This is a genomic window from Nonomuraea sp. NPDC049725, assembly GCF_040674795.1.
GTDB classification, from domain to species: Bacteria; Actinomycetota; Actinomycetes; order Streptosporangiales; family Streptosporangiaceae; genus Nonomuraea; species Nonomuraea ceibae.
Genome location: NZ_JBFANJ010000032.1, coordinates 16,001 through 32,413, shown reverse-complemented (window position 1 = coordinate 32,413; position 16,413 = coordinate 16,001). Strand labels below are relative to the sequence as shown.

Below are 16,413 nucleotides of genomic sequence, written 5' to 3'. Positions count from 1 at the left end.
GGGTGATGTCCATTTCGTCGGCGACGTGGGCGGTGGGGCCTGCCGGTGCGGGCACGGACGACGAGGAGTCGTCTGCCGTGGATGGTGAGTCGGGCATGGGGGTGGGGCACGAAGACCTCTGTCGTGGCAGTGGTGGCGTTGACTGGCTTCAGGCGGATGTGCAGGACTACCTCCCGGTTCCTGTGAACGTGCCTCGGCCGACGGCTGTTGGTCACCTGGTCAATCACCGCCCGGGGCCGGCGGCGGGCCCCGGGCGGGAGGAACCACCCGTGGTCAATTACGGCGGGCGGCCCAGACGGTGCGCTCGGTGCGTACCGTCAGGTCGTCGCGGCGCAGGATGCTATGCGAGCTGCTGGTGTCGAGGAGCTGGTCGAGCGCGGTGAGGTCCTCAGGGGAGAGTTTGTCTGCGGTGACGCTGCGGATGCGCTGCAGGACGCCGGTGGCGTAGCGGCCGATCGCTTCGCTGTGAGAGCCTTCGAGGTTCACGGCGATGATGCGTTCGCCCTCGACGGTGAATCCGGCGGCGGTCAGCATCGGGCCCCAGTCGGCGCCGCGGTGGGGCAGGTGTTCGGCTTGGCGGCGGTCGGCTGCGGCGTGGACGCGCTCTTCCAGGCCGGGCCGGTCCTCGGGGGCGTTTTCGGGCAGGAAGCGGGGATGGCCGGCCAGTTCGACGACGGCGAACAGGCTGCCCGGCGCGAGCGTGTCGTGAACGGTGCGCAGCGCGCGGTCGGGGTGGGCCATATGGTGCATCGAGGCCGACGCCCATACCAGGTCCGGTGAGCCGAGGTCGGGCCAGGCGGCTTCGTCGAGGTCGGCCTGCACGGTGTGCACGCGCTCCTGGACACCGAGGGTGCACGCCTTGGTGCGCAGGCGCTGAAGGTGTTCGGCGGCGGCGTCGACGGCGGTGACATGCGCGTCGGGGAAGCGGTTGAGGAGGGCGAAGGTGCCCGCGCCCGTGCCACAGCCCAGGTCCACGATGTGGCGTGGGACCTTCTGCAGCGGCAGCCATGCGGTGATCAAGGCGGTGTGCTCGGCGAGTACTTCGGCGTCCAGGTCGAGGATCTCCGCCTGGCCGTCGGTTCCGTGCTTGTGGTGGTGACCGTTCGAAGCGCCGCGGTGGAGGCTGTGCGTGTGTGCGTGGTTCATGCTCTTCACGCTAAGGCGAATATGCGCATAAAGCACGAAGTGTCCCAGTTTACGCAAGATGATGGTCGGGGGCGCTGCCCGACGCGCAAGAGGTCACCGCTGCGGAGGTCGTCGCGCGGCCCGCACCGTCATTCGGGAGCGCCCTGAGCATCATCGCCGTCGCTCTGGTGGCCGCGGCGGGCATCGCGGTCGAAGATGCCCAGGATCTCGCAGGGGCCACCCTCGGCGCCGATCGCATGGGGCATCATCGTGGGGAACTCCGCGGCTTGATTGGTCTCGAGGCGGAAGCGGCGGTGGCCGAGCATGAGGATCGCCGTGCCGGACAGGACGACGAGCCACTCGCGCCCCGGGTGGGCGCGCATGCGCGCCGGGTTCTCGGGAGGCGGTTCGGTCATGCGCTGGCGCACCACGCTCATCCCCGGGTCGGCCTTGATGGTCCAGCGCATCCGACCGTGGGTGCTGTCGATCGTCGGGCTGGTGACGACGTCGTCGGTGGCGGTCTCCACGAGCTGATCCAGCGTGGTGTCCAGGGCGCGGGCGAGAGTGACCAATTGGTCCAGTGCGAGGCGGCGCTGACCGTTCTCGATGCGACTCAGTGAGGACTGGCTGAGGCGGGCGCGGGAGGCCAATTCTTCCAGGGACCAGCCCTGCGCCACCCGCAAGGCGCGGATGCGTTTGCGTACGAGGCTTTCCAGATCCCCATCTTCTTGCGTCATGGGCAACAGTGTATGCCTTATCGGCAAGGCGGGCTTAGTGTCGTGTGTAGATGGTCGCAACGTCTGGGACCAGTGCACGAGAAAGGCAGGAGGTCATGGCTGTGACGACTTCTCCGTACGCGAGTGACGCACTGCTCGGTGGGACCGTCGACGTCGTGGTGATCGGTGGGGGCGCCGCAGGGCTGAACGGTGCGCTGATGCTCGCCTGCTCCCGCCGCTCGGTCGTCGTGATCGACAGCGGTCGCCCGCGCAACGCGCTGGCAGAGGCCATGCACGGCTTTATCGTTCTGGACGGCACCCCGCCTTCTGAGATCCTTCGGCGGGGCCGGGAGCAGGTGCGCCAGTACGGAGGGCGCGTCGTCTTAGGCGAGGCGGCCTCGGCCGAGCCCACCGCCCCGTCGAAGGACGACGCGATCTGCGGTTCACCATCATCTTCGCCGACGGCCGGAGCGTGACCGCGCGCCGAGTCCTGGTGGCCACCGGCCTCAAGGATGTGCTGCCCGACGTTCCCGGCCTCGCCGAGCACTGGGGCCACAGTGTGGTGCACTGCCCGTACTGCCACGGCTGGGAGGTACGCGATCAGCCCATCGGCGTCCTCGCCACCGGCCCGGCCTCCATCGGCCACGCGCTCCTGTTCCGGCAGTTGACCGAGGACCTGACCTTCTTCCCCCAAGGCATCCACCTGCGTGAGGCCACCCGCGCCCGCTTCGCCGCCCGCAACATCCGCGTCGTCGACACCCCGGTGCAGGAGGTGGTCGACAACGAGGACGGCACCCTCGTGGGCGTGCGCCTGACCGACGGCCAAGTCGTGGCCCGCCGCGTCCTCGCGGTCGCCACCCGGATGAAAGCCCGCACCGAGGGCCTGGACGGTCTGCAGCTGCCGGTGGAGGACCTGCCCGACAACATGGGCCGCCGCTTCGCCTCCGGCATGGCCGGCACCACCAAGGTGCCGGGCGTGTGGGTGGCTGGCAACGCCACCGATCTCGCCGCCCAGGTCGGCGCTTCCGCAACGGCCGGTGCCCACGTCAACAGCCTGTTGGCCACCGCAGACACCGACGCGGCCCTCGCCGCAGCCCAGGGCGAGACTCCCGCCCTCTGATCATCCGGCGCGGCACCGGCTGCTGCACGCTCTCGATGCGTGCGGGACCCGGGCCCCGCCCACCCTCCTTCACCCGGCGACCGGCCCTGCTCCGGCGCTGACTCGGCATGCCCATTCTGAGAGGAATCCATGAGTACGAACCAGCCCGTACCGGCCACGCCGGCCGACGGCGGGGATGCCCCTGATGCGCGTCAGCTGCGCTCGATCCTGATCACCGTCTCGATCGCCCTGATGGCGGTCATCGCCTCGGTGACCGGTCTGAACGTCGCGCAGACCCACATGGCCGTGGAATTCGACGCTTCCCAGAGCACGGTCCTGTGGATCATCAACATCTACACCCTTGCCCTGGCCGCGCTGTTGCTGCCGCTCGGCGCCCTGGGTGACCGCCTGGGCCGCAAGCCCATGCTCGTTGCCGGGCTGGCAGTCTTCGGCATCGCCACCATGGTCGCCGCCTTGGCCCCAACAGCGGAGGTGATGCTCGCCGGGCGCGTGGTCAGCGGTGTCGGCGCCGCGATGATCATGCCGATCACGCTGGCCGTCATCACCTCCACCTTCCCCGAAGAACAGCGCGGCAAGGCGATCGGCGTGTGGACCGGCGTCGCCGGAGGCGGCGGCATCCTGGGCATGTTCCTCGCCGCGCTCCTCGTAGACGTCGCCGACTGGCGCTGGCTGTTCACCCTGCCGATGGTCCTGATCCTGGTGGCCCTGGCCATGACGCTGAAGTCGGTTCCCAACTCCCGCGAGACCTCGGCCCACCGATTCGACACCGTCGGCGCCCTTGTCTCCGTGATCGCCGTGACCGGCCTCATCTTCGTCCTGCAGGAAGGCCCTGAACGCGGCTGGACCGCGCCTGCAACGCTGATCAGCCTGACCGTCGGCCTCGTCGCCGCCATCGGCTTCGTGGCCTGGGAGCTGCACCGCCGCGACGCCTCCCTGCTGGACGTGCGACTGTTCCGGGAGCGCGGACTGTCGGGCGGCTCGCTCACGCTGCTGGTGGTCTTCGGTGTCCAGGCGGGCATCGGCGTGGTCCTCTTCCCGTACTTCCAGGCCGTACTCGGCTGGTCGGGCCTGCTGTCCACGGTCGCGATGATGCCCATGGCCGTCGCGATGATGATGGCCTCCGGTCTGGCCCCCAAGCTGGCCGCACGGATCGGCGCACGCTCGACCATGATGGTGGGCATCGCACTGGCCGGCGTCGGCATGGCTCTCATGGCGCTATTCGTCTCCGTCAGCGGCGGCTACCTCACCGTCCTGCCCGGCCTGCTCGCCATGGGCGTCGGCATGGGCCTGTCGATGACCCCGTCCACGGAGGCCATCACCGCCTCCCTGCCGCGCGAGAAGCAGGGCGTCGCTTCCGCCTTGAACGACGTCACCCGCGAATTCGGCACCGCACTCGGCGTCGCCCTACTCGGCGCACTCGTATCCGCCGGCTACCGCAACGCCATTGACAACAAGCTGCACGGCATCCCTCAAGGCGCCGCGGACACCGCCCGGGAAGGCGTCGCCAACGCGGTCGAGGCGGCGGGCAGCACCGGCCCGCACGCACAGGACCTGCTCCATGCAGCCCACCAGTCCTTCGTCGACGGCTGGCAGCAGGCCATGTGGGCGGGCGCCGCCATCATGGCCGCCCTTCTCGTCTACATCGCCCTCCGCGGTCCCAAGAACGCCTCCTCTGCGGTCGCGGACGCGACGGACCCCGCTGAGGCTGTCCCCGCTGGCTGACCGCACAAAGCCGGGCCATGGCAGGAAGCAAAGGACAGACCCACCCCGCCCACTGTCAACAACGCTCGTGATCAATACACCTAGGGACGCTGCCTCGGACGGGACCGGCTGGTCGGCCCCCAGCGCGCACACCCGCCGCGCCAGCGGTGCCCTCGGCGAAACGCTCCGAATCTGCATCCTCGCGCCGGGAAGGCCATGATCAGCGGGGCGTCAAGGTCGGCGAGCGTCAATCGGGAGCAGGGTGGGATGCCGGTCCGGGCGTGGGTGAAGGTCGGACCAGATGCCGGGCGGTGGTGTCGGTCATCGCCTTGAACGCGACCTCAGGCCGGCGCAGCAGGTCGGTCGCTACTACGCCCGCGACCTGCTCATCGCAGGCCAAGTCATGGAAAACAAGGCCCAGGCCGACCAGGCACGGCAGGCTGGGGAGGTCGTCCAGCAGCATCACCCGCCACGAAGACGAGCGACACCCCGCCTCGGACTGATGGCCCCTTGGGCAGGATGATGGTTCATGTGAAACAGCGGTGTTGTCCGTGCTGCGGTCGGGAACTGCCGGGGTGGTTACGGGCGGACGCGACGGTTGCGGTACGGCGTGCCGAGCTCCGAAGCGGGCACTTGAACCTGCTTGGCGACGTGCTCGACGACCTGGTCGTGCAGCTCCGAGCGCCTGCGCGGGAAGCGTCCGAACTGCGTGTAGAACTTCAGCAGAATCGCGAAAGCGAGACGGGTAGCACCACGCTTGCCAGCGACGAGGTCACGCTCGTCATCGAGGATCGTTCAGTGCTCGACCAGCTCATCGATGTGCATCGGGGGGCGTCATGTCCGCCCAGCATTGACCGGGCAAGTCACAACAAGATCAACGCCGTTTGGGGCTCATGACACGCTCCTTACTGGCACCCCGAGTTCTGGTCGGCGGTCGAGACCCGCGCGTAGGCGAAGAGCACTGTCGAAATCTACTCCGCACACCGTTCACCGACAGTGATTTTCTGCACGAGTTATCGACAGTGCTCACCTGCGGTTCCGTGATCAGCTCGGTGAGTGTCGGCAGACGCTCGTTTTCCGACACACGCACGCCGCGAGGAACATCCGAACCGAAGCGTACGCCTGCACTGTCAGCCACCTATGTCACAGAGAGTGCTACCGCCAGAATCCGGTCCAATCCTCCCCGGAGGCCGACCCGAGCGCCGGGCCCTCAAAGCCCGGTTCTGGTCATTGGGGTCACCGGCCGGGCAGAAGGGCGGTTAGCTGGTGGTGCCGAGGTCCAGACGGGCGAGCTCGCTGCGGGAGGCCACGCCGAGCTTGGGATAGGCGTTGTAGAGGTGGTAGCCGATCGTCCGGGGGCTGAGGAAGAGCTGGGCCCCGATGTCGCGGTTGGTGAGACCGGTGGCGGCCAGCCGTACGATCTGTAGTTCCTGGGGAGTGAGGCGGCTGAGCAGGTCGGTCGCCCCGGCTGTGCGGGGGCGGCTCTCGCCGGTGGCGCGCAGCTCGCTGCGGGCGCGGTCGGCCCAGGGGGCGGCGCCGAGCCGTTCGAAGATCTCCAGGGCGGAACGCAGCGGATCCCGAGCGTCGGAGCGGTGCGCGGAGCGCCGCAGCCACTCGCCGTGCAGCAGCTCGGTACGGGCACGTTCGAACGGCCGCTCGCTCCTCTGATGGAGCTGCACCGCATGGGCGTACAGCGGGCCGGCCTCCTCATCGGGTGTGAGCAGAGCGCGACAGCGCAGGACGACGGCTTGGGCCCACGCTTGTCCCGTCGCGTTCGCCCAGGCCTCGAACCGGGCCAGCGGTTCGGTGCCACGGCCGGGCAAGCCGAGGCGGGCGGCGGCCTCCACGTGGTCGGGCAGGGTGTAGAGGCCGATGACGCTGTGCCGGGCAGCTGCGGCGCCCAGCTCTTCACGCCGCCGCAGCGCGTCCTCATACCGGGCCAGGCCAAGGTCGAGCAGGGCTAGGGCGCTCGCGGCCCAGTCCGCGTGCGGCTCTCCGAGCCGGTCGTACGTCTGGCTGGCGAGCGCGTGGCAGTGTTCCTCCTCGCCCGCGATGGCCGCCAGGTGTGCCAGCACGCCGCGGGCGTCGTCGGTGTAGAGGACCTGGGCGGTGTCCTGCGCGATGCGTAGAGTCTCGGTCGCGAGGGTGTGCGCGTCGCGGTGCCGGCCGCGGAAGAGTTGGATGCGGGCCAGGTCCCGGAGCACCTCAGGGAGCACGCCGAGGGCACCCTGGTCGCGGCAGTCGCGTTCCAGCGTGGTGGACAACTTGTGGGCGACGTCGAGATCGCCGGTCAGAACGGCCCACTCCTCGGCGCAGGCGCGTTCCATCGGCCGCAGCCCGCGTAGGAGCTCGCCGTTGCCCATCAGCTTGCGCAGGGCGGGGAGTCCTGCCTCCGGTTCGCCGGCGGCGAGATGCGCCAGGCCGTACGCAGCCTCGATGAAGGGACGCGTCCCGGGCTCGCTGGTCGGCATGAGGTTCCGGATGCGCGCCGCGGTGTCGCGGAGGGCTGCAGCGTCCCCGGTCGACCAGATCGCGCCCATGGCGTCGAACAGCATGAAGGCGGCCTTGCTTGGCACCTGTCCGGCGCTCGCCAGCGCCTCATCGAGCAGCACGGTGTGCGCCGCCTTCGGCAGCCCGCGGACGTACAGGTCGAGGGCGCGGACCTGCGCAAGCTCCGCCCGGACGAGCGGGTCGGTGATGAACGGGGCCGCCTGGTCGGCCAGTTCGGCGGCGCGCCGGGTCTGCCCGGCATCGGCGGCGGCGCGGGCGGCCAAGGCCAGCCGTCGGGCGCCGTCGTGGGTGTCGGGGCTGAGCCGGGCGGCGCGGTCGTAGGCGGCCGCCACGGCGGCGTGGCCGCCCCGGGCTCGCGCGTGCTCGGCGGTCTTCTCCAGCACGGAGGCCACGTACGCGTCGGGTTCTGTGGTGGCGGCGGCGAGGTGCCAGGCGCGCCGGTCGATGTTGCCGACGCAGGGCAGCGCATCGGAGAGGGCCTGGTGGGCGGCGAGCCGCTGGCCCAGCGGAGCGCTCTGGTAGGCGGTGGACCGGATCAGCGGGTGGCGGAACGTGAGCCGCCCGTCGGCCAGGTGCACCAGGTCCTTGCGCTCGGCCGGGTCGAGGTGCTCGACGGGTGCGCCGAGCCGGCCGGCCGCGAGCGCGACCACGGTGAGGTCGCCGGTGCCCTCGGCGGCCGCGACCAGCAGCAGTGTCCTGGTCGGCTCCGGCAGGGCGGCGATCCTGTCGGCGAAGGTCTGCTGGATGCGGGTGTGGCTCGGCAGGGTTCCCAGATGGAAGGCGTACTCGAGGATCCGCCCCTCGCGCTGGGCCGTGGGCAGCTCCCGCAGGGCCAGCGGGTTACCGCGAGCCTCGGTAAGGATCTGGTCGCGGGCGTACGGCGGCAGGTCTCTGGCGTGCTCGGCCAGCAGGTCCGCGGCCGCGGTATGGTCCAGCCCGGCGAGGCGCAGCTCGGTGAGGCCCGGGGCCGGGAAGGGCGGCGCGTGCGCGTCGCGGGCCGCGAAGAGCAGCACCACCCCTTCGGCGTTGAGGCGCCGGGCGGCGAACAGCAGGGCATCGGCCGAGGCGGGGTCCAGCCAGTGCGCGTCGTCGATGAGGCACAGCAGTGGTCGTTCCTCGGCGAGCTCGGCCAGCAGGGTCAGCAGGGCGAGGCCGACCAGGAAGCGCTCAGGGCCGGACACCGGTTCCAGGCCGAGCGCGCCGCGCAGCGCCTGGGCCTGCCGGTCGGGAAGGCTGCCGACGCGGTCGGCGGCGCGGCTCAGCAGCAGGTGCAGGCCCGCGAAGGGCAGCTCGCTCTCGGCCTCGGTGCCGATCGTGCGCAGCACCCGCATGTCCCAGGCCGCAGCGGCGGTGTGCTCCAGCAGTGCCGATTTGCCGATCCCGGCCTCGCCCCGGATGACTACCGCCGAGCTCCGGCCGTCGCGGGCAGCGGCGAGCAGCCGGTCGATCTGGGCCAGTTCGTCGGCTCTGCCATGCAGCATGCCCAGAACTGTAATACAGCTCTATTGCCCGAATTCGCCCGAATCGGCCTCGGCTTGCGGGCCCGACCGCTTCATCACCGTTCCAGTGTTGCCGCGTCGCCCACGCAGATGCCCGCGGTGTCTACTACGGGAGCAGGATGACCTTGCCAACCGTGCGGCGTTCGAGGAGCGCCGTGTGCGCCCGCGCCGCCTCGCGCAGCGGGAACGCCTGCACTGCCGGGACGAGCCGCCCGCTCGCCGCCTCGTCCAGCGCCTTCTCCTGCATGGCGCGCAGCCCGCCCGGTACGCGCATCATCCGGGGGCCGAGCGCGACCGTGGCCGACAGCATCCTGTTGACCAGGTCTTGGCCGGTGATCTCGGTCAGCGAGCCGGCGGACCAGCCGAACAGCAGGATGCGGCCGCCCATGCCGAGCATCTCCAGCGCCTCGCGGCCTGCGGCACCGCCCACACCGTCGAGCACGGCGGTCACGTCGCGGCCGTCCAGCGCCTCGCGCACCGTCTTGGACCACCCCGGCTCGTCGTAGTCGGCCGCGATGTGGGCACCCGAGGCACGGACGCGTTCGACCTTGGCGGGTCCGCCCGCGACACCCACCACGGTGGCGCCGGCGTTGCGTGCCGCCTGGACGAGCAGCGTGCCGACACCGCCGGCCGCCGCGGTCACGAGCACGACGTCGTCGGGCTCGACCTGCGCGATGTGGTGGATGCTCAGCGCCGTCCGGCCGGTCCCGACCATCGCGACCGCCGCCTCGTACGTCAGTGCGTCGGGCACCGGGAACAGCGCCTCGACCTCCCGCAGGGCCAGCTCGGCGTATCCGGCGTTGACCAGGCCCAGGTGGGTGACCACGCGACGGCCGAGCCAGCTTTCGTCCACGCCCTCGCCCACCTGGTCCACCACCCCGGCCACCTCACGGCCGGGCGTCACCGGGAGTTCGGGGAGCGGGAAGGGAAGCAGGTCGCCCCGGCCCGCCTGCAGCGCGGTGTCGAGCAGGTGGACTCCGGCGGCCTTCACCGCGATGCGGACCTGGCCGGGACCCGGCTTGGGATCCGGGACCTCCTCGTACCGCAGGTTCTCGGCCGGGCCGAACTCGTACAGTCGGATGGCGTGCATGATCGAACTCCTGTCATCGTCGGTTTCTTTTCGGTGCGGGCCTGCTGCCGGCGCCGAAGCGATGCTGGGCGGCTCAGGCGGCGTACGGCTGGACCGTCCTGGCGTGGCGGAGCGCGCGGCCCCACCAGACGAGCCGGTCGAGCAGGACCTTGGCCGCGACGGCGGGCGCGTCGGGCTGCCGCAGTCCTCCGGCCTCGTCGAACAACTCCCCGGCGGCGTGGAAGCTGACGGTGTCGCGCAGGGTTACCGCGTGCAGTTCGGCGAAGACCTGCCGGAGCTGTTCCACAGCGCGCAGCCCACCGGCGATCCCCCCGTACGAGACGAAGCCGACGGGCTTGGCCAGCCACTCGGTGTAGTGCCAGTCGATGGCGCTCTTGAGTGAGGCGGGGAAGCTGTGGTTGTACTCGGGCGTCACCACGACGAACGCGTCAGCGGCGGCGAGCCTTGGCGACACGGCCGCCACCTCGGGGGTCGGCTCGCTGCTGAGCGCGTCTGGCAAGCGTGTCTCGCCCAGGTCGATGGCGTCCACCGTCAGGTCGTCGCGGCGGGCGGCCTGTTGGAGGAACCAGGAGGACACAGTTGGACCGAACCGGCCTTCGCGGGTGCTGCCAGTGATGACGGCTACGTGCAGTGGATCGCTCGACACGGGGTCGGTCCTTTCGGTTGTTGCTGTGCTCTTGCTGGTGACGACGCTAAGAGCGGCCGTCCTGGGCCCGCCTCGGTCACGTGACCGGGTTCGTGTCCGGGTCGCGATCCCAGTCGTCCGGCAGAGGCGGCGGCCGGGCATGGATTCCTACGGTCGGCGCCATGACGCGACTTTCCGATGAAGCCCCGGAGCCGGCGACCACCGAGCCCGTTCGCTGGGGTCCGATCCTGGCGATGGGCCTGGCCATGCTCATGGTCACCCTGGAGATGAGCCTCGCCTCCGTAACGTTGCCGGCCATCGGCACGGAGTTGGGCGTCGGTTCGGCGGCGACCAAGTGGGTGATCCTGGCGTACGCGCTGCCGGCGGCGGCCCTGGCTATCCCGCTGGGGCGCTGGGTGGACCAGGCGGACGCCCGGGCGGTCTTCCTGCTCGCGGTGACGGGGGTCGGGCTGACCAGCCTGGTGACCGCGGCCGCCCCCGCGTTCTGGATCCTGCTGGCGGCCCGGTTCTTGCAGGGCGTCATGGGCGCGCTGGTCGCCGCCGTCTATATGCCGATCGTGGCGGCGAGCGTGCGGCCCGAGCAGCGTGGCCGGGCCCTGGGATACGTCGCGACGATCATGCCGGTCGGTTCCCTGGCAGGCGCCCCGCTGGGCGGCTTGGTGGCCGACGGCTGGGGCTGGCGCCCGGTTTTCCTGATCAAGTTGCCCGTGCTGGTGCTCGTGCTGTGGCTCGGCGGCCGCCTTCTGCCGCGCGGGAAGGGCGGGCTGCCGGCGCCCGGCCGGTCGCTGCTCGGCGACACGCTCGTGCTCGGCGGTGCCGTCACCGCCCTGCTGCTGGCGCTCGACCGGATCGAGGTCGGCGCCCTGGCGGCCGTCGCTGTCCTGGCGGTGTTGACGGTGGTACTGGCGGCCTGGTGGGCGCGGCTGCGGTCGTCCCGCCCGATCATCAAGCTGGCCCGGCGCCCGGCGTTCGGGCTGCCGTTGCTGTCGCTGCTGCTGATGGCTTCCTACATCGGGCTCACGCTTTTCCTGCTGCCCTTTTACGTCGCGGACGTGCTGCACGGCGGCGCGGGGATGATGGGGCTGTCGATGCTGTTCTTCATCGGCGCTGTTGCGCTGGGCTCGCCGATCAGCGGCTGGCTGGCCGACCGCTACCCGCCCCGCCTCGTCCTCGGCGCCGGCGGCGCCCTCACCCTCGCCGGCACGGTGAGCATGCTCACGCTCGGCCAGGACGCGGGCGTGGCCGACCTGGCGTGGAGGCTCGCGCTGGTCGGCATCGGGCAGAGCCTGTTCAACGTCCCGGTCAACACCGCCATGCTGGCCGCGACCCCGCCCGGCATGATCGGCACGGGCGCCGGTGTGGGCATGACCGTCCGGACCCTTGCCTTCACCGTCGGGCCGTCACTGGCGGCCCTCGCCTACGGCCTGGCCTCGGGCGGCGCCGCCGGATTCCGCGCCGGGGTCATCGTCCTGGCCGTGCTGCAGGCCGCGGGTCTAGCCGCCGGAATCACCACCAAGGCGCGGGCCGTGCGCGATTCCTGACCGCACAGGCCACCACCCCATGGCCTCAGGGCTCATGGGTCGTTTCGGCGACCCAGTCAGCGCAGTGAGCGTGCTTGGGTTCGCGCCTGATCAGTTGGACGCGCTGGGTGTGACCGTGTTTGATCGCGGGATGACTATCTTGTTGAGCACGCCGGGTGCCGGTGACCTGGACGAAGTGGTGCGCGCGCTGGCGGAGTGGCGGCGCGAAGGGGCCTCGATGCAGCTGCATCCGGGGGACGTCGGGTTCTACTGGCAGTTCGGTCCGGAGAGGACCGCCGCGGCGTTGCGAACGTGGAGTCGTGAGGGCAGGATCCTCGGGGTCGGCCTGCTCGACGGGTCCGAACTGGTGCGCCTGGCGGTCGACCCAGACGCGCGGATGGATGAGGACCTCGCGCGGCAGATGGTCGATGACGTGTCGCGACGCGAACGTGGCGTCCTGGCGACGGGCAAGGCCCATGTCGAAGCGCTCTGGGGCGGGCGATTTCGGGAGTTGTTGCAGGAGAGCGGCTGGGAACTTGATGAGCCGTGGATCCCGATGGTGCGTGACCTGAGCGAATCCGTGGAGGACTGCGGCCTGCGAATCGAGGTGGTCGGCCCCGAACGGGTCGACGACCGGGTCGCGGTTCACTGCGCGGCGTTCCAAAGGTCGAAGTTCAGTGCGGAACGATGGCATGCCATGGCGGCCGGGACGCCGTACGCCAATGCTCGATGCCTTGTGGGGTACGACGACCAGGGCGACGCGGTCGCGGCCACGACCGTCTGGTCTGCGGGTCCGGGCAAGCCCGGCCTGCTTGAACCCCTCGGGGTGCACGGCGATCATCAGGGACACGGTTACGGCAAGGCGATGGCGGTCGGTGCCGCGGCGGCTCTGCGGGACATGGGGGCGTCCAGCGCGACCGTGTGCGCCGAAGCCTCCAACACCGGGGCCGTCGCCACCTACCGCTCCGCCGGCTACCAGCCGCAAGCCGAGGTGCGGGACCTGAGACGGGCGGAGTAAGGAGTGCCGGTGAGGGCGGAGGTACGGGGGGTTCGTAGCGGCGGGCGCTCTTGCGGGTGGCTCGGCTCGGCGTGCCGGTGAGGGGACAGGCGGCCAGTACGGGCACGCCGTGTCGGCGCAGGATGCGGATGACGGTGCGGGCCGGCACGCCGCTTGCCCAGGCGATGTGGTCGGGCCCGGCCCGCAACTGAGCGTGGGCGGCCGGCACCTGCTGCTCCGCAGGGGCGGGGGAGCGGCGCGGGCAGGAGCGGGGGCCGCTGTGCCGTCCGCGTAGTCCGTCCCAGCCCGTCGGTCCGGAACCGGCGCACCCACCGATGCCCGCACTGGCGGGAGACACCGAGTTCGGCGGCAACTTCACTACGGCCGGAGGCCTTCTGCGGGAGATCGTGAATGCCATCTTGTACGTGTGCCGGACCGGGATCGCCTGGGAGTACCTGCCACATGCCTTTCCGCCTTACAAGACGGTCTACAACTACTACGCCAAGTGGGAGGCCGACGGAACGACTCAACGTCTGCATGACCTGCTGCGTGAGCAGGTCCGGGAGAGTAAGGGGCGCGCTGCCGCACCGACCGCGGCGATCATCGATACGCAGAGTGTGAAGACCTCGGGCGACGTCGGTGAGTCCAGCCAGGGCAGCGATGCCGGAAAGAAGATCAAGGGCCGGAAGCGGCACATCGCCATGGACGCCCTGGGCCTGTTGTTTGGCGGTGCTGGTGACGGCGGCATCCGTGCAGGACTCGGTTGGAGGTCGGAAGCTCTTGGACGCCATCGCTTCCTAACATCCCACTGTGGCGGCCCCCTGGGTCGATGGTGGATACAACGAGGCGGTGATCCGGCATGGCGCCAAGCGCGGGATCGCTGTCCAGGTGGTCAAGCGTCTGCCGGCAGCGGACGGGCGCGGGTCGTCGATCGAGCCCGAATGGCGGCCGGTGCCCGACGTGGACATGATGATCGAACCGGCTGGTGCAGTATCGCGTTCGCGGCAGCGCAGGGCCTTTCTGCGAGCTTCCTGATCGCCGCCTCGCTGGCCTCGGTCAACTCTGTCAGGGCGTATGCGGTCGGCCACATGCCATCGTCCTCGTCGAGATTTGCCTCCACGCTGAGCCCAGCGAGAAGTAGCGTTCCTTGTCCGCCTGCCTGCTGCGGAAGCACACCACCTTCCCGGCCTTGGCGTAGGCGGGCTGGCCGTACCACAGCCTCGGCGCCAGCTCAGGGGTGGCTGCGGTGACGATGCTGCGACGAGCTGTTCCCACCCGGCGAGCCAGGATCAGCCGCTCGAAACCGGGCTTGTCACGCTCTACGGTTCGGGGTGAGAGCTGCCTAGGCTGCTTGAGGCCCGCGCCTCGGCATCGCGCGCAGCCGGGTTGGTTCGGTAGAGGCGGACCGGGGTGAGATGACGGGAAGCCGGCCTGAAATACCATGACGCGATCGTGAGAATGAGCAGGAAAAGCGCCGTGAGCGATTGATACCAGGCGTCGCCTGAGGCGACATGCGAGAACATCCCTCCTGTCAGCAGGAAGAAGATGCCCGCGTACGCCCACTCCTTGATCAGTGGCCGCTTGGGGACAAGGATCGCCACCGCTCCCAGGAGTTTCCACATGCCGAGGAGCGTGAGGATGTAGACGGGGTAGCCGAGCTGGACAATGCCCCAAGCATAAGGAGGCGCCAACGCCCCTTCGCCTTCTATTCTCAGCAGTTGCTGGATGCCGGAGCCGATCAGGCCCGATGCGAGCACCAGGGTGGATCCCCAGTAAACGATCTTTTGAGTTCTCGTCATGTCCCGGCACGCTAATGGCAGTCGGGCGGGCAGCGCTTCTTCATTCCTGATCGATGTATCGACCAGGAATGAAGAAGCGCGTATCCCGGGGCAATACCTGGGGTGATGTTGCAATTCATTGTTGAAGGGGGCAGGCAATGCCCCTGCAGCTCGACGTCATCGCTCTCGGGGCGCCCGAGGTAGACATTAGGCGCCGGTTCTTCACCACCTCTTCGCACCCGCTGCCAGCGACGACGGGCGATTCGGTGGCCCTCGACCTGCACGGCACGGGACAGGTCGCGCTGTCCGTGACCGAGTGTCTCGCCACGGCCGCGGGCACCACGTAGGGGTGTTCACGAATACATCTGACCTGCCAGGCATCGGTGACATCAGAGATCGCTTCCCAGACCCGGGTTGATCGTTTCCCGCGCACCGGCCAGAAGGAAGGGCTGGCGGTGGGACGTCGGGGAATGGGGATCGAAGCACGTGGTGGGGCCGCGTAGCGGAGTTCAGTCGTGCCGGTGGCGTCGTACCTCCACAGGATCTGCGAGATCAGCGGCAGGCCGTTGTGTGTTTGGGCCTCGCGGATGAGTACGTCGGCCGAGGTCGAGCCACCCATCCAACTCGGTGAGGACTACAGCAGGCTTCGTGGCGATTAGATGTGATCAACGCCATCATGGGGACCGTGACTCTGCCCCCTGGCGCGTTACAGGGGAGCGACTTGTTCAAGGCGCCCGTCCGGATGAGTTCTTCCCCATCAAGCAAGTGCTGTGACCAGCGGAAATCCGGGATACGTCACCCCCTATGCTTGTGCGCCGTCGGCGCTGCGGCTCAGGCGTTGTAGCCGCCGTGGGCGTCCAGCACGGCTCCCGTGACGTACGACGCGGCGGGGCTCGCCAGGAAGGCGATCGCCGCGGCGATCTCGTCGGGGTGTCCCATACGTTGGAGGGACAGCGAGCTGAGCAGGGCCTTGAGGGTTTCGGGGTCCGGTGGCTCCATGCCGCCCTCCATCAGCCCGGCTTCCACGACATTGGCGGTGATGGCCCGGGAGCCGAGGTCGCGGGCGACGCCCATGGTGTACCGCTCGACCCCCGCCTTGGTCGCCGCGTAGTCGGCCACGCCCGGGACGCCGACTCGAGTGCCGAGCCCGGAACTCACCGTGATGACGCGGCCGCCCTCACGCAGCACTCGGGAGGCGGCCCGGATGACGGCGATCACCCCGAGGTAGTTGGTGGCGTGCATCCGATCCAGCGCGGCGGTGTCGGCATCCGGGGCGCCCACCATACCGTTCACCGAGATCGCCGCGTTGTTGACGAGGATGTCCAGGCCACCGAAGTGCGCGACCACGTCGTCGATCAGCGCCGGAGCCTGGCTCGCGTCCGCCTGGTCGGACTTGAACGCGGCGACCTTCGCTCCCCTGTTGCGCACCTCGTCGACGACGGTCTGGGCCTGCTTCTCGGAGTTGACGTAGGTGAACGCGACGTCGGCGCCCTGCTCGGCAAGCAGCCGTACGGTCGCGGCTCCCAGCCCGCGGGACCCTCCGGTGACCAAGGCGACCTTGCCCGTCAGGGGCTTGTTCATTCTTCTCACCTCGCTGGTTGACCATCTTCAGACAGCCGTAACAGTAATAGTTACGACAGCATGTCGCAACCCTAGCTGTTACGACCATGGTTGTCGTAACATCGGGAGTTGCGATCGAGAGGAACGAGT

General features: G+C 69.7%; 16 protein-coding genes and 3 pseudogenes. 8 read left to right on the top strand and 11 right to left on the bottom strand.

What is annotated here, in order from left to right; genetic code table 11:
* Position 1: 1 nt before the first annotated feature.
* The 3 genes and pseudogenes from AB0J53_RS44200 to AB0J53_RS44190 all read right to left on the bottom strand — a co-directional run.
* Positions 2 to 110 (bottom strand): annotated as a pseudogene (locus tag AB0J53_RS44200) (leucine zipper domain-containing protein); the annotation flags it as partial.
* A gap of 163 nt (positions 111 to 273) precedes the next feature.
* The gene (locus AB0J53_RS44195) at positions 274 to 1,146 is read right to left on the bottom strand and encodes a class I SAM-dependent methyltransferase (RefSeq protein ID WP_364184085.1); all 873 of its coding nucleotides are present in this window, start codon (positions 1,144 to 1,146) and stop codon (positions 274 to 276) included.
* Positions 1,147 to 1,274: 128 nt separating this feature from the next.
* The gene (locus tag AB0J53_RS44190; RefSeq protein ID WP_364184082.1) at positions 1,275 to 1,862 is read right to left on the bottom strand and encodes an XRE family transcriptional regulator; all 588 of its coding nucleotides are present in this window, start codon (positions 1,860 to 1,862) and stop codon (positions 1,275 to 1,277) included.
* 95 nt (positions 1,863 to 1,957) lie between these two features.
* Here AB0J53_RS44190 and AB0J53_RS44185 point away from each other — a divergent pair, with 95 nt between their 5' ends.
* The 3 genes from AB0J53_RS44185 (at position 1,958) to AB0J53_RS44175 (ending at position 4,683) form a co-directional block, all read left to right on the top strand.
* Positions 1,958 to 2,317: an FAD-binding protein gene (locus AB0J53_RS44185; RefSeq protein ID WP_364184079.1), complete on the top strand. Its 360-nt coding sequence runs from the start codon at positions 1,958 to 1,960 to the stop codon at positions 2,315 to 2,317.
* Positions 2,314 to 2,961: an NAD(P)/FAD-dependent oxidoreductase gene (locus tag AB0J53_RS44180; RefSeq protein WP_364184076.1), complete on the top strand. Its 648-nt coding sequence runs from the start codon at positions 2,314 to 2,316 to the stop codon at positions 2,959 to 2,961. The genes AB0J53_RS44185 and AB0J53_RS44180 overlap by 4 nt, the downstream gene beginning before the upstream one ends.
* Positions 2,962 to 3,090: 129 nt before the next feature.
* Positions 3,091 to 4,683 carry an MFS transporter gene (locus AB0J53_RS44175; protein WP_364184073.1) on the top strand — a complete coding sequence of 531 codons (1,593 nt, stop codon included), beginning with the start codon at positions 3,091 to 3,093 and terminating at the stop codon, positions 4,681 to 4,683.
* Positions 4,684 to 4,909: 226 nt separating this feature from the next.
* Here AB0J53_RS44175 and AB0J53_RS44170 read toward each other — a convergent pair.
* From AB0J53_RS44170 to AB0J53_RS44150, 5 genes and pseudogenes are all read right to left on the bottom strand, one after another.
* Positions 4,910 to 5,185: pseudogene (locus AB0J53_RS44170) on the bottom strand (DUF6192 family protein); the annotation flags it as partial.
* 56 nt (positions 5,186 to 5,241) lie between these two features.
* Positions 5,242 to 5,388, bottom strand: a complete 147-nt coding sequence (locus tag AB0J53_RS44165) for a hypothetical protein (RefSeq protein WP_364184127.1) — start codon at positions 5,386 to 5,388, stop codon at positions 5,242 to 5,244.
* 533 nt (positions 5,389 to 5,921) lie between these two features.
* Positions 5,922 to 8,654 carry an AAA family ATPase gene (locus AB0J53_RS44160; RefSeq protein ID WP_364184070.1) on the bottom strand — a complete coding sequence of 911 codons (2,733 nt, stop codon included), beginning with the start codon at positions 8,652 to 8,654 and terminating at the stop codon, positions 5,922 to 5,924.
* 124 nt (positions 8,655 to 8,778) lie between these two features.
* Positions 8,779 to 9,762 carry a zinc-binding dehydrogenase gene (locus tag AB0J53_RS44155; RefSeq protein ID WP_364184067.1) on the bottom strand — a complete coding sequence of 328 codons (984 nt, stop codon included), beginning with the start codon at positions 9,760 to 9,762 and terminating at the stop codon, positions 8,779 to 8,781.
* Positions 9,763 to 9,835: 73 nt separating this feature from the next.
* Positions 9,836 to 10,408, bottom strand: coding sequence for an NAD(P)H-dependent oxidoreductase (locus AB0J53_RS44150; protein ID WP_364184064.1), 573 nt, complete (start codon positions 10,406 to 10,408; stop codon positions 9,836 to 9,838).
* A 161-nt stretch (positions 10,409 to 10,569) separates the two neighbouring features.
* Here AB0J53_RS44150 and AB0J53_RS44145 point away from each other — a divergent pair, with 161 nt between their 5' ends.
* Together AB0J53_RS44145 and AB0J53_RS44140 are read left to right on the top strand one after the other, a co-directional pair.
* Entirely contained in the window at positions 10,570 to 11,949 is a 1,380-nt protein-coding gene (locus tag AB0J53_RS44145; RefSeq protein ID WP_364184061.1) for an MFS transporter, read from the top strand.
* A 64-nt stretch (positions 11,950 to 12,013) separates the two neighbouring features.
* On the top strand, positions 12,014 to 12,946 hold the full coding sequence (locus tag AB0J53_RS44140) for a GNAT family N-acetyltransferase (RefSeq protein ID WP_364184059.1): 933 nt from the start codon (positions 12,014 to 12,016) through the stop codon (positions 12,944 to 12,946).
* Here the strand turns inward: AB0J53_RS44140 and AB0J53_RS44135 are convergent.
* A complete protein-coding gene (locus AB0J53_RS44135) occupies positions 12,901 to 13,389 on the bottom strand; it encodes a leucine zipper domain-containing protein (RefSeq protein WP_364184056.1) in 489 nt (162 codons plus the stop codon). The genes AB0J53_RS44140 and AB0J53_RS44135 overlap by 46 nt on opposite strands.
* On the opposite strand from AB0J53_RS44135, the pseudogene AB0J53_RS44130 reads away from it, so the two are divergent.
* Both AB0J53_RS44130 and AB0J53_RS44125 read left to right on the top strand, forming a co-directional pair.
* Positions 13,333 to 13,452: pseudogene (locus AB0J53_RS44130) on the top strand (transposase); the annotation flags it as partial. The gene AB0J53_RS44135 and the pseudogene AB0J53_RS44130 sit on opposite strands and share 57 nt — an antisense overlap.
* A gap of 283 nt (positions 13,453 to 13,735) precedes the next feature.
* Positions 13,736 to 13,960, top strand: a complete 225-nt coding sequence (locus AB0J53_RS44125; protein ID WP_364184132.1) for a hypothetical protein — start codon at positions 13,736 to 13,738, stop codon at positions 13,958 to 13,960.
* A gap of 284 nt (positions 13,961 to 14,244) precedes the next feature.
* Here the strand turns inward: AB0J53_RS44125 and AB0J53_RS44120 are convergent, their stop codons facing one another.
* The gene (locus AB0J53_RS44120; protein ID WP_364184054.1) at positions 14,245 to 14,724 is read right to left on the bottom strand and encodes a DoxX family protein; all 480 of its coding nucleotides are present in this window, start codon (positions 14,722 to 14,724) and stop codon (positions 14,245 to 14,247) included.
* A 137-nt stretch (positions 14,725 to 14,861) separates the two neighbouring features.
* Between AB0J53_RS44120 and AB0J53_RS44115 the strand changes: the two genes are divergently transcribed.
* Positions 14,862 to 15,050 carry a hypothetical protein gene (locus AB0J53_RS44115; RefSeq protein WP_364184052.1) on the top strand — a complete coding sequence of 63 codons (189 nt, stop codon included), beginning with the start codon at positions 14,862 to 14,864 and terminating at the stop codon, positions 15,048 to 15,050.
* 484 nt (positions 15,051 to 15,534) lie between these two features.
* Here AB0J53_RS44115 and AB0J53_RS44110 read toward each other — a convergent pair whose 3' ends face one another.
* Complete coding sequence (locus AB0J53_RS44110) at positions 15,535 to 16,284, bottom strand: SDR family oxidoreductase (protein ID WP_364184049.1); 750 nt, start codon at positions 16,282 to 16,284, stop codon at positions 15,535 to 15,537.
* Positions 16,285 to 16,413 lie beyond the last annotated feature (129 nt).

What these genes read in the sequence shown, in the direction of transcription:
- AB0J53_RS44110 (WP_364184049.1), bottom strand. Translation starts at nt 16,284, where the DNA reads ATGAACAAGCCCCTGACGGGCAAGGTCGCCTTGGTCACCGGAGGGTCC.
- AB0J53_RS44160 (WP_364184070.1), bottom strand. Translation starts at nt 8,654, where the DNA reads ATGCTGCATGGCAGAGCCGACGAACTGGCCCAGATCGACCGGCTGCTC.
- AB0J53_RS44175 (WP_364184073.1), top strand. Translation starts at nt 3,091, where the DNA reads ATGAGTACGAACCAGCCCGTACCGGCCACGCCGGCCGACGGCGGGGAT.
- AB0J53_RS44135 (WP_364184056.1), bottom strand. Translation starts at nt 13,389, where the DNA reads ATGTGGCAGGTACTCCCAGGCGATCCCGGTCCGGCACACGTACAAGAT.
- AB0J53_RS44185 (WP_364184079.1), top strand. Translation starts at nt 1,958, where the DNA reads ATGGCTGTGACGACTTCTCCGTACGCGAGTGACGCACTGCTCGGTGGG.
- AB0J53_RS44120 (WP_364184054.1), bottom strand. Translation starts at nt 14,724, where the DNA reads ATGACGAGAACTCAAAAGATCGTTTACTGGGGATCCACCCTGGTGCTC.
- AB0J53_RS44195 (WP_364184085.1), bottom strand. Translation starts at nt 1,146, where the DNA reads ATGAACCACGCACACACGCACAGCCTCCACCGCGGCGCTTCGAACGGT.
- AB0J53_RS44145 (WP_364184061.1), top strand. Translation starts at nt 10,570, where the DNA reads ATGACGCGACTTTCCGATGAAGCCCCGGAGCCGGCGACCACCGAGCCC.
- AB0J53_RS44155 (WP_364184067.1), bottom strand. Translation starts at nt 9,762, where the DNA reads ATGCACGCCATCCGACTGTACGAGTTCGGCCCGGCCGAGAACCTGCGG.
- AB0J53_RS44190 (WP_364184082.1), bottom strand. Translation starts at nt 1,862, where the DNA reads ATGACGCAAGAAGATGGGGATCTGGAAAGCCTCGTACGCAAACGCATC.
- AB0J53_RS44115 (WP_364184052.1), top strand. Translation starts at nt 14,862, where the DNA reads ATGCCCCTGCAGCTCGACGTCATCGCTCTCGGGGCGCCCGAGGTAGAC.